The organism is Azohydromonas caseinilytica (assembly GCF_012927045.1).
GTDB lineage: Bacteria > Pseudomonadota > Gammaproteobacteria > Burkholderiales > Burkholderiaceae_C > Azohydromonas > Azohydromonas caseinilytica.
In genome coordinates, this window is sequence record NZ_JABBFW010000017.1 from 1 (window position 1) to 13454 (window position 13454).

A 13454-nucleotide genomic window follows, 5' to 3' on the forward strand; every position below is an offset into this window, starting at 1 on the left:
ACAACCGCCAGCGCCGCCATAGCCGGCTGGGCAACGTGGCGCCAGCGGTCTTTGCGCGACAACATTTCCACAACGAAGGGGCGCGGGCGGCTTAAAAGTCGCTGTCCACTCTTGTCAGGACACCTCACGTGGGCAGCTTTCCGGCCCCCAAACGCGGCCGAACCATCTTGCTGCAAGTCCTTGCCGCACTTGGGGAAGCCGCCACAGCGTTGCGGTCGGCCTGAATCGGTACTCGAATAGGAACCTCAGATTAGTGCGCTTATCCGAGAGCCTTGAATGCTCTGCCGGTTTGATGAACGCGGTGGAAACGGTGGAGCAAAAGGCGGCCTTGCTTGCCTTGCCCTGTCTTGCCTATCGGACTGCGAGCGCCTTATGGAAGGTCGAACCACAGCCAAGCGGCCGCCGTCATGGGCTTGATGACGAGGTGGCGAACCGTGGCCAGTTGCAGCGCATTGCCGCCACGCAGTTCCAGCGTCGTGGCCCCTGCCTCCGCGTCTACTTCCACGATGCCTTCGAGCAGTTGCAGCCAGCCGAATCGTCCTGGCGTCAGGGTATATGCACACTGGGTCCTTGGTCCGGCCCGACTGGCCCAGATCCGTACCGGCGCCCGAAGGTGCAGTGTCTCCTCGAGTTCACCAGGGCCTACGATCAGACGGGGCCGAGTCGATCCAGGCTGGAGGGCTCCGCGCAGCAGTTGGTAGCGCGGTGGCGCGCCGTTGGCGTCGGCATGCAACCCGATCTGGAAGAGATGGGTCGGCACGTCCGGCGACGGATTGCGCTCGGCGTGGCGAATGCCGGAGCCGGCGCTGATGAACTGCACGTCGCCCGCATGCAGCAGTTCCCGATGGCCGGCAGAGTCGGAATGCTCGAGCGTACCGGCCAGCATGAACGTCAGGATGTCGAAGTGGTCGTGCGCATGCTTTGGGAATCCGGAGCCGCCGGCGATCACGTCCTCGTTGATGACCCGCAGGGCACGGAAGCCCATTCTGGTCGGGTCATTGAAGCTGCCAAACGAGAACGTGTGGTGCGCGTCGAGCCAACCGGTCTTGGTTCGCCCTCTCGCATGCCGGTCATGGAAGACATCTGCCACAGCTCGACACCTCCAAGGCACTGCGCCGGGCAGGCAAGCGTGGCGCATACGACTCGATGCAGACCAGCTTGCTTCTTCGGCGCCGACTGCAGGGCACGTTGCGACCCTGCCTTCAGATCTCCATCAGATCACGTCCGACGACGACAGGCCCGCCGTAGTGCCGGCGCACCCCGTCGGTCCACATCGCGTCGGTGATCGAGTCGTCGTCACCGGGTACGAAACGCGACAGCACCAGCGTCTTCACGCCGGCGGCGGTGGCCACGCGGCCCACGTCCTCGGGCACGGTGTGGCTGTCCATCATGTGCTTGCGCAGCGTCACCGCGTTGGGCACGCGCGCCAGCAGCCGGTCGATGCCGGGCTCGTACAGGATCTCGTGGATCAGCACGTCGGCGCCTCGGGACAACTCGATCAACTCGGGCGAGTACGTGGTGTCGCCCGAGACGACGATCGAGCGGTCGGCCGTGTCGAAGCGAAAGGCGTAAGCCTGTTCGATGGGCGGATGGCGCACGCGAGCGGCGGTGACCGTCACGTCGGCGTTGCGCAGTACCAGCCCCGGGCGGTCGATCTCGTGCGCCACCAGCAGCCGGAAATGCACACCGCCGACCGCTGCTGCGCACTTGAGGCGGATGCCGCCGGAACCGGCAGGCAGCTTGCCCTGATGGGTGACCGCGACTCGCCGGTGCCTGCCTTCGCAAGGCTGCCGTAGACCAATCCCGCGGCCAGGAGAACAACGCATGTCGAACCACGTCTACAAGCTCATCGACTTGGTGGGCTCATCCACCGCCGGCACTGACGATGCCATCCGCAACGCCATCGAGACCGCTGCGCTCACGCTGCGCCACATCGACTGGTTCGAGGTCGTGGAAACGCGGGGCCATGTGGTGGATGGCCGCATCAGCCACTACCAGGTCACGCTCAAGGTCGGGTTTAGGCTGGCGCCTGAAGAGGAGGGTGGCGCAAACGCGGGTAGCGACATCGGTATCGTCGCCGGCAGGGCCTGAGGCCACTGCTGCGCCTCAATGATCAATCTTTCCCATCGCCGCCGGCTCCGCAACGACCGGCGCTTCTTTCGCTGGCCAGCGAGCAACGGCATGTCAGGCCTGCTCGGCGTGCCCGTGAGAGCAAGGCAATTGGATTGCTCAACAGACGTGACGCGCCCCCCCCGCTGGGCAGCGGCGCCGCCAGCCCTGACTCGGGAGGGGCCGCGTTGGAGTGGGCTGCATCGGGCACGGGAGGATCGCCCAACCGGCTTGCCGTGATGCCGCCCCAGGCCTGCCTGGCCTGAACCACTTGCCGCCGGCGGGCGCTTTTTCCCGGCGCCGCACAAGACTGCGCTGGTTTCCAATGAATCAGAAATTAACCGGGCTGCTTGAATTCCGTATGGATCAGCGTCGTGCTTGGCGAAATCGCTGTTCCGCTTTTAGGGGCGCGTGCACCGGTTAACGATCAGCGTGGCGAAATCGAGACGGCCTGAAGCAAACACCCCGGCCTGCAATACGATGACACGCCACTTCATGAGCCATTTTCCAGGCAAGGCTTGCCAATAGGGGCGTGGATCGAGAATCGCTGACCCGGCTTGAGAGCGGCATCGGAAATTACTGTTGGAGGTTTGCAGTGATGGCGTCAATGCAAGGCGTGCGCCTGTGGTGCGCAGGAGGAGTTTTCTTGCTGCTGGCGGCTGCGGCGCAGGCTCAGACGAGCCCATATTATCTGGGGGCTGCCGTATCGCGCAGCCACGATTCCAACATATTTCGTTTGCCGCAGACATTGGGGCCGCAATCGGATTCCTTCACAACCCGATCCGCATTGGCCGGCCTGGACAAGCCTCTCGGGCGCCAGCGGATATTCACGGATATTGCGGTGCGTCAGCAACGTTTTGGCCGCCTGCAGGAGCTCGACAATACGGGCCATGGCGCCACTGCTGGGCTGGACTGGGAAACCGTGGGGCGGTTTTCCGGCCAGGTGAAGGCCGGCACCGACAAGTCGCTGGCCTCGTACGGTTCGCCCTTTGCCGCGTCCGCCCTGCACGAGCGCAACATCCAGCGCGAGAGAACCTTCAATGCCAGCGTGCAGCGCGGCACGGTGCGCAGCACGCTGCAGCCGTTCGTGGCCTACAACGCCCGCAAGACCGAGTATTCCGCGCCGGCCTACCGCTTCCGCGACAACGAGCGGCGCGGCTTGCGCGCCGGGGTTCGTTGGCGGCCCAGCGACCGTCTGACCGTGGGCGCCGCGGCGGTCGGTGCCCGAGGCAAGTATCCGTATCCGCGCGTCAGGACGACGGCACAGGCGTTGCCCGACGAGTACACCAGCCGCGGCATGGAGTTCACCGGCGACTGGAGCGTCTCCGGTGCGAGCCGGCTCGACGGCCGCATCGCCTACGAGCAGCGCCGTTACGAGTTGGCCAGCCGGCGCGATTTCTCGGGCCTCAACGGACTGCTGCGCTGGCAATGGCAGCCCACGGGCAAGCTCGCGTTCACCACCTCGCTGCTGCGCGACGCGGACGACAGCGATCGCTTCGTCGGTACCGACGTGACGGACCTGGCACAGGCCGGCTCGAGGGTCACCAACTCGGCCATGGTGGATGGCACCTGGAGTGTGACGGCCAAGGTCAGCGTCAATGCCAAGGTCCGCTACAGCAAGCGCAAGCTGGTCAACCCGTCGGTGGACGCCTCGGGGGGAGTGCAGAACCTCCAAGGCAGCGATACGACCCGCCTGTCCAGCGTAGGGCTCACGTGGGCGGCCACGCGCAACCTCTCCGCCGGCTGCAATCTGGGGCGCCAATCACGCAGCACCGATTCCAGCTTGAGCTTTCCGTTCAAGGCCAGCACGGTGAACTGCGAGGTACAGGCGCTGCTCCGCTGAGCCGCGATATTCATCGCAAGCACCACACACTCGGGCACACCGGCACCGATCGAAGCAAGCCGTGGGACGAGCGCAGCCACAGCGCCCAGCCCCGGGCCCTTGCTGGCGTTCGTCGACACGGGGCCCGCCTGACTACCGGCTGGCCGGGTAGTGATCGCTGCGGTGCCCGACGACGGCGTTGGCGTCCGGAGCCGCATGATGGTGGCAACGCCGGCCCGGCCGCCATACGCCGCGGGTTGGGTGCCAGGCGGGCCTACTGCGCGGTGCCTGTCACGCAGCGGGCCAGCTCGCGCAGCAGGGCGCCGCCGTCGCCGTGCCAGGCACTACCGTGCATGCACGCCAGCGTGCGCGGCCGCTCAGCCGCGAGCCGCTGCAGCGTCGCCGCGGTCTGCGGCGCATGGGCGAAGTCGTCCAGCACCTGCCGGAACGCCTCGCTCGGGCCCAGGATGTCGGCTTCGCTGCGCGCCGGCCCGCCGCTGCCCGGCTGGGTGAAGAGGTCGCCGCAGAAGAAGGTGCGCGTGCTTGTGTCCATCATCAGCCCGCATTCCCAGCCGTGGGGCGTGTGCGGCGTGCCGAACCAGCGTACGGTGTGGCGGCCCAGCGTCAGGTCCTCGCCATCGGCCAGCGCCCGCGGCGGCCGGTCGGCGAGATCCTCCATCGATACCATCGCCGCGATGCGGCCGCACAGCGGCTGGGCCTGCGGGGCGACGGCCAGGAACTCGTTCATGGCGCCGCACTCGTCGGCCTCGACGTGCGACAGGGCCACGTAGCGCAGCCGCTGCAGCGGCAGCACGCGCTCTCGGCAAGCGGTGCCAACGCCGCGCATGCAGCACTCCTGCGCCCAGGACGGTCCAAGGGTGTGCGCGTGCGTGCTTCCGGCAGCCAGCGCACCGTGACCGACGGTCCCGCCGCCGAGGCCAAGGCGCTGATCGCCGGCTTCTGGATCTGGGAAGTGGAGTCGATGCAGGAAGCGATCGAGTGGGTCAGGTGTTGCCCGATCCTGATGAAAGGCAAGTCGGAGATCGAGATGCGACAGGTCTTCGGAGTCGAGGACTTCGGCGACGAGGCCTCCACGCCGGAGTTTCGCGAGCGCGAAGAGCGTCTGCGCGCGATCGCTCACCAGCGCGGGGCCTGGGTCGTCTACGTGCAGGCCGACTACGGTGACGATCCGGCCATCGCTCTATACGACAAGCCACATGCGGCTCAGGTGACCGGGACAGTCGACTCGGGCAGCGAGCGGTGGAACTCCAGGGCCTGCACCAGGGCAGGGCGGTTGGCCATCACGTCGGCCAGCGTGTAGCGGTCCAGGACCCCGTGAAACGCCTGCACGGCTTGCGCGAGCACATCCTGGAGCCCGCAGCAGCCCGAAACGATGCAGTGGCCGCCACCCGCCTCGAAGCACTCCGCAGGCACCGCGCTGCCTTCCGTGTCGCGCACGACCTGCCCGAGGCGGATGTCCCCGGGCTGCATGGCCAGCGTCATGCCGCCGCCCTTGCCCCGGATGGTGGCAATCCAGCCCTGCCTGCCCAGGAAGTGCACGACCTTGACGAGATGGTGCTCGGAGATGCCGAAGGCGGTGGCGATTTCCGCGATGGTGGACTTGCGGCCCGAGTTCGCGGCCAGGTACATCAGCACGCGCAGGCTGTAGTCGGTGAAGGCGGTGAGCTTCATGGCGGGTTGCCCGGTGTGTTCCTGGTTCTGATGTGAAAAAGGAGGGCTGGGGCCCTCCCTTGCGGACCTACCGCTCGACCGCGGCCACGGGCAGGGGCGGCACCGGCGCCCCGCGCCTGGCCGCCGGCCGCAGCAGACGCCAGGCGTACAGCGCCAGGCACACGCTGCCCGCGGCGAACACGACGTCACCGGGCACGCGCAGCCACACCAGGGTTTCCATCACGGTGGAGTGGATGACTTCCGGCGAACGGGCGTACCACAGGCCCTTGCTGATGCTGGCCCAGGCCTGGTAGACGCCCGCGGGCAGCAGCGACAGGAACACCATCATCGCCAGGCCCGCGTTGAGGCCCCAGAAGGCGGGCTTGAGCAGCCGGTCCGCATGCAGCGAGCGCTCGAAGAGCCCGCGCAGGCAGAACAGCATCAGCCCGATGCCCAGCATGCCGTAGACGCCGAACAGCGCCGCGTGGCCATGGGCCGCCGTCATGTTCAAGCCCTGCACGTAGTACAGCGCCGCGGGCGGGTTGATGGCGAAGCCCAGCAGGCCCGCGCCCACCGTGTTCCAGAAGCCCACGGCGACGAAGCACAGGATGGGCCACTTGTAGGCATCGAGCCAGGGCACCGAGCGCGAGCGGCGGTACGTCTGCATCGCCTCCAGCCCGATGAGGGTGAGGGGCACGACTTCCAGGGCCGAGAACACGGCGCCCACGGCGATCACGGAGGTCGGCGTGCCGGTGAAGTACAGGTGGTGCAGCGTGCCCAGGATGCCGCCGAAGAGAAACACGATGGTTTCGGCCACGATGGCGCGGTTGGCGCTGGCCGGGCGCACCAGGCCCAGGTTGGTGAAGATCAGGGCGATGACGGCAGTGGCGAACACCTCGAAGAAGCCCTCGACCCACAGGTGCACCAGCCACCAGCGCCAGTACTCGATCATGGAGTAGTGGGTGTGCTGGCCCCAGGTCAGCGACGTGGCGTAGAAGCCGCCGATGCAGGTCGCCGACAGGAACACCATGGCGATGAGGCCGCGGCTCTCCGACGGCCGCTTGAGCGCCGGCCACAGGGCGCGGCCCAGCAGAAACACCCAGAACAGCAGGCCCACGAACAGCAGCAGCTGCCATACGCGGCCCATGCTGGTGAACTCCAGCCCCTGGTTGCCCAGCCAGAACGAGAAGTCCGTGCCCCGGTGCTGGAGCGTGCCCAGCCAGCCGGTGAGGGTCGAGCCCAGCACCACGACGATGAGCGCCCAGAACAGCGCATCCACACCGAGCTTCTGCAACCTGGGCTCGCGGCCCGAGAGCAGCGGCGCGATGTACAGGCCCGTGGCGAGCCATGCCGTGGCGATCCAGAAAATGCCGACCTGCGTGTGGATGGTGCGGCTGGTGACGTAGGGCAGTACCTCGGCCAGCGGGATGCCGAAGAAGGCCTGGCCCTCCACCGCGTAGTGCGCGGTGATGGCGCCCATGGCGATCTGCAGCAGCATCAGGCCGATGACCACGAAGAAGTACTTGCGCGTGGCCTTCATCGAGGGCGTGGCCTTGAGGCCCAGGAACGGGTCGGCCTTGGGCGGCTGGGCCTCCTCCTCGTGCTGGTCGCGGCCGTGCAGCCACAGCATCGCGGCGATGCCCGCCAGCAGCAGGATGATGCTCACCATCGACCACATCGCCGCCGACGTCGACATCGTGTTGCCCACCAGCGGCTCGTGCGGCCAGTTGCTGGTGTAGGACAGGCCCGTCTCGCCCGGGCGGTCCGTGCTGGCGGCCCACGACGACCAGAAGAAGAAGGCGGCCAGCGCCTGCCGGTCGGCCTGCTCGGGCAGCGCGCCCTCGACCATCGCGTACTGCTCGCGCAGCGCGGCCAGCGATGCGTCGCTGCCGAAGAGCGCCTCGTAGTGGCTGGCGACCTCGCGGATGGCCTGCGCGCGCTCGCTCGACACCTTCACGGCACCGCTGGCCTCGTCATAGGTGTTGCGGCGCATCTCGGTGCGAACCTGCGCGTCCACCACCGCCCTGGCGTCATCGCCAAGGGCCTGGCCGCCGCTGTGCTGCGCGGCGCGTATCTTCTGCAGCGCCACGGCCTCGCGGTGCAGCCAGTCGGCCGACCAGTCCGGCGCGACGTAGCTGCCGTGGCCCCAGACGGTGCCCAGCTGCTGGCCGCCCGCGGCCATCCAGGCCTGCTGGCCGCGCTGGATCTGCTCGCCGGTGAAGAGAACGTCACCTTGCGCGGTGGCGACCGACTTCGGGATGGGGGGTGCAAAGAGATAGATCTGCCATCCGAGGTACCCGAGAGCCCCGAAGGACAGGACGAAGATGAGGCCGAGCCATCGCCACAGCCTGCTGTTGGTCTTCATGATTGATCCTGAAATGGGTGGAGGCTGCGGACACGTTCACGCGCCGCCACAGGAGCCGCAGCAGCGACCGTCGCTGCGGGGCCGGGTGTGCCTGGTGATGCGCACTTGCCACACCTCGGGGCCGGTCTGCAGGTAGGCCCAGGTGAAGAGCCCGGGCTGCTCGGCCTGCAGCTGGTAGTACAGCGGCCGGGGATCGTGGTCGTTGACGATGTCCATGGACTGGGCATCGCCGAGCGCACCGAAGGTCTGGAAGATGAGGGGATGGCGCTCGCGAGGGGGGATGGTGCGAACGTCGATCGTCGTACCGGAGGTGGGCTGGGTCATCAGGGCTCCGTGGTGGTTGGTTGAAGGTGTATTTCGGATGCACCTAATGTAGGAAGCCGACCTGCCCGGTTCCTTGAACCAGTTCAAGAAACGCCAGCCTGCTGCGACTGCGGGCTACGCGTTGCCGTTTGCTGCCGAGCGGGCTGGAAAACGGGCGGATGCCCAGTGGCCAGACGTTGCCACGACCCGTGTCCTGGCCATTCAGCCCTTGCCTGGCCTGGGTCGCTCCATGCCGGGTGACTTGCGCTTGACCAATGTCAAGATGCCGGATGGGGGCGCAGGGGAACATGCGGCCATGTCTACCGTTGCCGCTCGACCCATGGACGCTCGATCAGTGCTGACCGAGGACCTGCTGCGCCAGTTCGATACCCCGGGCCCTCGGTACACCTCGTATCCGACAGCCGACCGCTTCTCGGAAGCGTTCGGCCCTGCCCAGGCGGTGCAAGCGATCCTGGACCTTGGCGCGGGCAGCGCCACGGCGCCGCTGTCGCTGTACGTGCACATCCCCTTTTGCGAGGCGCTGTGCTACTACTGCGCGTGCAACAAGATCATCACCAGGCACCACGAGCGTGCCGCCGAATACCTCGACGCCCTGGAAAAGGAACTCGCCCTGGTGGCGGGTTCGCTGGGCCCGGGACGCCCCGTGTCGCAGCTTCACTTTGGAGGCGGCTCGCCGACGTTCCTGTCGGACGCCGAGCTCGCCCGGCTGATGAAGGCGCTGGGCGAGCGTTTCCACTTCACCGCGAACTCGGAGATCTCCATCGAGGTCGACCCGCGCACCGTGTCGCCAGCGCGGCTGGAACACCTGCGCGGCCTGGGCTTCAATCGGCTGAGCTTTGGCGTGCAGGACTTCGATCCCGATGTCCAGGAGGCCGTGCACCGCGTGCAGTCGTTCGACAGCGTGCGTGACCTGATGCGCAGTGCCCGCGCGCTGGGCTTCGTCTCTATCAACGCGGACCTCATCTACGGGCTGCCCAGGCAGACGCCACGGAGCTTCGCCCGCACGCTGGAGCAGATCGGCGAGCTGCGACCCGACCGCATCGCGCTGTATGCCTATGCGCACTTGCCCGAGCGCTTCAAGCCCCAGCGCCGCATCGACGGCGCCGACCTTCCCAGCCCGTCGCAGCGCGTGGCCATGCTGGGCGAGGCCATCAGCGGCTTCCTGGCGCGCGGCTACGACTACATTGGCATGGACCACTTTGCCCTGCCGGAAGACGCCCTGGCCAGGGCCAAGCGCGAGGGCCGCCTGCACCGCAACTTCCAGGGCTACAGCACGCAGCCCGATTGCGACCTCGTCGCGCTCGGTGTCTCGGCCATCGGCCGCATCGGGGCGACGTACTACCAGAACGCCAAGACACTGCCGCAGTACTACGAGAGCCTCGCGCGGGACGAGCTGCCGGTGGTGCGCGGCTACGCCCTGGACAGTGACGACCGGCTGCGCCGCGACGTGATCATGGCCCTGATGTGCCAGGGCCGCCTGGAGTTCGGCGCCATCGAGCGCGCCCACGGCATCCGCGTGGACGACTACTTCGCGGCTGAACTGGCATCCATGCAGGCGCTCTCGCAATCAGGCCTCGTCGAAATCGGCGAAGGCCATGTCCAGGTCACGCCCTCGGGCTGGTTCCTCGTCCGGGCCATTGCCATGGTGTTCGATCGGCATCTGCGCGCTGCCAAGGAGCGCAGCCGGTTCTCCCGGGTCGTTTGAGTGCCGTGCAGCAGGAAACCAGGTAGCGCGGCGTGCGGCTGCTCGGTCCAGCGCCGCGCCCTGCCGCCAAGGCCCACGCCGGAGCGCTGCGCCCAGACCCGAGGCGATGCAGCGCCTGGTGACTCCCGGCCAATGGTCGAACCCGTGACAAGCGCCGCGCGCAGGCCTTGCTCGCACGCCGCTTCGTCGGCGCGAGGCGAGGCGCCCACTTAAGATGCATCCACCGTGCATCAATTGACGAGCCGTTTGTGAACATCGACAGATTCAAGGACCAGCACACCCAGATCCTGGACTCCATCGCGAAGCTGCGGCGCCATGCGCATGCGGGAATCGCCGAGCACGCCGACCAGATTGCCCAACTCATCGTGTCGATGAGCGCCGTGATCAAGCTGCACCTGGCCGCGGAAGATCACACGCTGTACCCTGCGCTCGAAGCGGCCAGCAACCCTCAGCTCGCCCGCCTTGGACGCCAGCTTCAGATCGAGATGGCCTCGATCGCAGCGGACTACGGTGCCTTCGCGCGCCAGTGGAACACGGCCTCCCAAGTGCGCGCCGACCCGGAGGGTTTCCGGGCGCAGGCCAACCAGGTGCTGCGCACCTTGTACGAGCGCATAAAGCACGAGAACCACGATTTCTACCCGGCGGTCGAACGCAGCGCGGGTCCGCTCGCGCGCACGTTCACTTCAAGGGAGGGCTTCAGATAGCCATACCCAACGCCAGGCCCTACAGGAACAGCCCAGCGGCAGCGCCGACAGTGTGCCGGTGCAACCGACTGCGGACAGTGCAACGCGCGAGCCGATGACGCGGCGGGAGCACCATGGCAGCGGGCGCTCCGCGGGCGGATGAACGCAGGGCCCATGTGGCGCTTGCGAGCCGGGCGCGGGCCTGCATGTGCTGCCCGAGCGTCTCCAACCCGGCAGCCCAGGCAAGACCGGCACGGCGGCAGACGGTCAACCATGGCAGGCAATGTGCTTGTCCCACGCATGTGCGCGGCACGAGAGCGCTGCGTGCGCTACCAAATGCATGGGAGTTGCAGTGGAAAACATCCTCATCCTGGAAGACTTGCCGCAAATACGCACCTGGCTGAAGTGCCTGGCCAGCGAGCTGTTTCCCGCGGCCCGCATCTCGGAAAGCGCACGGGTGCATGACGCCCTGGGCCTGGTCTCCGTGGTGGAGTTCGACTTGGCGCTTGTCGACCTGGGGCTGCCCGACGGCTCGGGCGTCGATGTCGTCGCCGCGCTGCGCGAGCAGCAGCCGCAGGCCCAGTCGGTGGTCGTGAGCATCCATGAAGACGACGAGCACATCTTCCCTGCGCTGCAGGCCGGCGCCTATGGCTACATCCTCAAGGAGCAGCCGCGCGAGCACATCGCCGAGCAGCTGCGGCGCATCAGCCAGGGCGAGCCGCCGCTGTCGCCATCCATCGCACGCCGGGTCATGGCGTACTTCGCCGCGCTGCCCAGGCCCGACGCCGACCTGACACCCCACGTCAAGCTCACCGAGCGCGAGCGCGACGTGCTGCTGCGCGTGGCCAAGGGCTTCACGCTGCCGGAGATCGGCGTGCAGCTCAACCTCTCCCGCCACACGATTGCCGACTACGTCAAGCAGATCTACCGCAAGCTCAATGTCAGCTCGCGCGCGGAAGCCGCCCTGGAAGCCCAGCGCCTGGGCCTGTTCGGGCGCAGCAGCAGCCCTGCCACGACCGCCAGGCCGGTAACGCCGCCGTCCTCGCCTTGGCCGGGAACCCGCAGGTTCTGAGGGCTGCCTCGGCAACGCCGGTCTGCGCGGTTCATCAGCCGCATCATGGACGCCAACTCGACTCCTTCGTCCGCCGACGCCGGCCTGCCACCCGGGTACATGAAGGCCATGGCCCATCAGGAGCCACGGGCGCACCGCGGTGAACCGACGCTCGGGCGGCCCAGGCACGAGGTGCCTATGCGATGCGCCCGGTTCGGTGCCCAAGCCGCGCTCGTGAATCGCCGCGCCGCTGCGCGCGCTCAGTGCGCGGACAGCGCCGGCAGTGCCGCATCGTCCTTCCGGGCGTTCCGGGGCCGTTCCTGCAGCCGCCGGCGCACCAGCTGGATGTGGGTGCGCAAGGCGTACAGCTCGTCGGCGTAGGCCAGGGGCAGCTGGACACGACCGGCGCGTGACTCAATGTCCTCGAGCTCGCGCAGCAGCTCCTCGATGGGGCGCCTGTCGCCAGCCTCCTCGATCGCGCGCAGCTGCCCGTACCAGCGGAAGACACGAGAGCGGACGCGGAATTCGTACAGCGGAGGAACGACGCGCGACAGCGGCAGCAGCACCGCGATGATGGCCACCAACGCCACCCACATGCGGTCGAAAAGGTTCGCGAGCCAGAACGGCACGTAGCGCTGCAGCCATGGCGGCCCGTCCCTGTAGAAGCGCTGGGCCTCGGCCGCGATCGGGCGCTCGGTATTGAGCGGCCCCGGGAACTCGCCCTTGCGCTGGAACCAGCCGGCCTGCCCATGCACCTGCTGCGCGGCCTGCACGAAAAGCTGCATGAGCGCGGGATGCAGCGACTCGCGCGCGACCAGCGTGGCCGTGGGCGCGATGAGGTGGATGTCCCGCGGCGGCACGTCGGCGGCCAGGTCGGCCACGCCGCGCGGCAGCACGACGTGGCTCATGAAGGGAAAGCGCCGCGCATAGGCCTCGCCGTGGACGAAGTTCGCGAGCTGGATGCCCGGTGTGCGCAGCAGCATCTGCACCATCTGGGACTCCGGTGCCGACGCGAGGACGATGGCATCGAGCCGGCCGTCGAGCAGCTCGACGACGGCCGGCGTGAGCGGCTGGCGCGATAGCGTGAGGGCCCCGGGCCCGAGCCCGTTGGCTTCGAGCAGTCGCTCCATCAAGGGCGGCACGCCACTGCCGGGCGCACCGACGTTGAGCCTCCAGCCACCAAGTTGCGCGAGGCTGGTCAGGGCAGGACTGGCCGGCCGAGCCGCGTTGGGTCGGGCGGTACGGATGGCGGCGGACATGGGTGCCGCGAGCAGGCGTCGCGCCGAGTCCTCCCGGTAGAACAGCCAGATCGGCTCGTAGAACATGCTGCCCAGCGACACCAGGCCGTCGTCGGCCGCTGCCGTAGCACCGCCTTGCGCGAACCCGATGTCCACGCCGGAGTCGGCGTCGTGCAGCAAGGCGGCATTCTCCGCGGCGCCCTGTGTCGGGCGCAGCTCGACGGTGATGCCGTGCTCCTGCAGGATCGCGGCATAACGGCGGCCGAACTCGGCGTAGGCGCCCTGCGCGACGCCGGTGGCGAGCGTGACGCGGCGCGGCGGCGTCGGATCGAGGATCCAGTAGGCGAGAGCGAGCAGGGCCAGTCCGAGCAGCACGAACGGCCCGGCGGTGACGGCGACATCGCGCAGCGACAGCAGCGTGTTGCGCAGCATGGCAGGCATGGCTTGAAGGCAAATTGGCGGACGACGTCCTGGCGTGCCAGCGGT

12 protein-coding genes and 1 pseudogene are annotated in these 13454 nt (G+C 67.9%); 6 read left to right on the top strand and 7 right to left on the bottom strand.

What is annotated here, in order from left to right:
- Positions 1-370: 370 nt before the first annotated feature.
- Together HHL10_RS20145 and HHL10_RS20150 are read right to left on the bottom strand one after the other, a co-directional pair.
- Positions 371-1090: a pirin family protein gene (locus tag HHL10_RS20145; RefSeq protein ID WP_169162199.1), complete on the bottom strand. Its 720-nt coding sequence runs from the start codon at positions 1088-1090 to the stop codon at positions 371-373.
- A 112-nt stretch (positions 1091-1202) separates the two neighbouring features.
- Positions 1203-1685, bottom strand: coding sequence for an MBL fold metallo-hydrolase (locus tag HHL10_RS20150; protein WP_169162200.1), 483 nt, complete (start codon positions 1683-1685; stop codon positions 1203-1205).
- 139 nt (positions 1686-1824) lie between these two features.
- On the opposite strand from HHL10_RS20150, the gene HHL10_RS20155 reads away from it, so the two are divergent.
- Positions 1825-2091 (top strand): dodecin, encoded by a 267-nt coding sequence (locus tag HHL10_RS20155; protein ID WP_169162201.1) that lies wholly within the window; start codon positions 1825-1827, stop codon positions 2089-2091.
- A 664-nt stretch (positions 2092-2755) separates the two neighbouring features.
- Complete coding sequence (locus HHL10_RS20160; RefSeq protein ID WP_169162202.1) at positions 2756-3952, top strand: porin family protein; 1197 nt, start codon at positions 2756-2758, stop codon at positions 3950-3952.
- Positions 3953-4205: 253 nt separating this feature from the next.
- Here HHL10_RS20160 and HHL10_RS20165 read toward each other — a convergent pair whose 3' ends face one another.
- Complete coding sequence (locus HHL10_RS20165; RefSeq protein ID WP_169162198.1) at positions 4206-4778, bottom strand: MBL fold metallo-hydrolase; 573 nt, start codon at positions 4776-4778, stop codon at positions 4206-4208.
- Between the two features lie 24 nt (positions 4779-4802).
- Here HHL10_RS20165 and HHL10_RS31235 point away from each other — a divergent pair.
- Positions 4803-5063, top strand: a pseudogene (locus tag HHL10_RS31235) (YciI family protein); the annotation flags it as partial.
- 92 nt (positions 5064-5155) lie between these two features.
- Here the strand turns inward: HHL10_RS31235 and HHL10_RS20175 are convergent.
- The 3 genes from HHL10_RS20175 to HHL10_RS20185 all read right to left on the bottom strand — a co-directional run bounded on the left by HHL10_RS20175 (position 5156) and on the right by HHL10_RS20185 (position 8291).
- Positions 5156-5623 (bottom strand): RrF2 family transcriptional regulator, encoded by a 468-nt coding sequence (locus HHL10_RS20175; protein ID WP_169162204.1) that lies wholly within the window; start codon positions 5621-5623, stop codon positions 5156-5158.
- A 67-nt stretch (positions 5624-5690) separates the two neighbouring features.
- The gene (locus tag HHL10_RS20180) at positions 5691-7967 is read right to left on the bottom strand and encodes a nitric-oxide reductase large subunit (protein WP_169162205.1); all 2277 of its coding nucleotides are present in this window, start codon (positions 7965-7967) and stop codon (positions 5691-5693) included.
- Between the two features lie 36 nt (positions 7968-8003).
- A complete protein-coding gene (locus tag HHL10_RS20185; RefSeq protein WP_169162206.1) occupies positions 8004-8291 on the bottom strand; it encodes a DUF2249 domain-containing protein in 288 nt (95 codons plus the stop codon).
- A gap of 319 nt (positions 8292-8610) precedes the next feature.
- Between HHL10_RS20185 and hemN the strand changes: the two genes are divergently transcribed.
- The 3 genes from hemN to HHL10_RS20200 all read left to right on the top strand — a co-directional run bounded on the left by hemN (position 8611) and on the right by HHL10_RS20200 (position 11751).
- Positions 8611-9996, top strand: a complete 1386-nt coding sequence (gene hemN / locus HHL10_RS20190; protein WP_205833135.1) for an oxygen-independent coproporphyrinogen III oxidase — start codon at positions 8611-8613, stop codon at positions 9994-9996.
- A gap of 248 nt (positions 9997-10244) precedes the next feature.
- A complete protein-coding gene (locus HHL10_RS20195; protein WP_169162207.1) occupies positions 10245-10700 on the top strand; it encodes a hemerythrin domain-containing protein in 456 nt (151 codons plus the stop codon).
- 331 nt (positions 10701-11031) lie between these two features.
- Positions 11032-11751, top strand: coding sequence for a response regulator (locus HHL10_RS20200; protein ID WP_169162208.1), 720 nt, complete (start codon positions 11032-11034; stop codon positions 11749-11751).
- A 239-nt stretch (positions 11752-11990) separates the two neighbouring features.
- Here HHL10_RS20200 and HHL10_RS20205 read toward each other — a convergent pair whose 3' ends face one another.
- Positions 11991-13409: a TAXI family TRAP transporter solute-binding subunit gene (locus HHL10_RS20205; RefSeq protein ID WP_169162209.1), complete on the bottom strand. Its 1419-nt coding sequence runs from the start codon at positions 13407-13409 to the stop codon at positions 11991-11993.
- Positions 13410-13454: the final 45 nt, after the last annotated feature.

What these genes read in the sequence shown, in the direction of transcription:
- HHL10_RS20165 (WP_169162198.1), bottom strand. Translation starts at nt 4,778, where the DNA reads ATGCGCGGCGTTGGCACCGCTTGCCGAGAGCGCGTGCTGCCGCTGCAG.
- HHL10_RS20155 (WP_169162201.1), top strand. Translation starts at nt 1,825, where the DNA reads ATGTCGAACCACGTCTACAAGCTCATCGACTTGGTGGGCTCATCCACC.
- HHL10_RS20180 (WP_169162205.1), bottom strand. Translation starts at nt 7,967, where the DNA reads ATGAAGACCAACAGCAGGCTGTGGCGATGGCTCGGCCTCATCTTCGTC.
- HHL10_RS20205 (WP_169162209.1), bottom strand. Translation starts at nt 13,409, where the DNA reads ATGCCTGCCATGCTGCGCAACACGCTGCTGTCGCTGCGCGATGTCGCC.
- HHL10_RS20185 (WP_169162206.1), bottom strand. Translation starts at nt 8,291, where the DNA reads ATGACCCAGCCCACCTCCGGTACGACGATCGACGTTCGCACCATCCCC.
- hemN (WP_205833135.1), top strand. Translation starts at nt 8,611, where the DNA reads ATGGACGCTCGATCAGTGCTGACCGAGGACCTGCTGCGCCAGTTCGAT.
- HHL10_RS20175 (WP_169162204.1), bottom strand. Translation starts at nt 5,623, where the DNA reads ATGAAGCTCACCGCCTTCACCGACTACAGCCTGCGCGTGCTGATGTAC.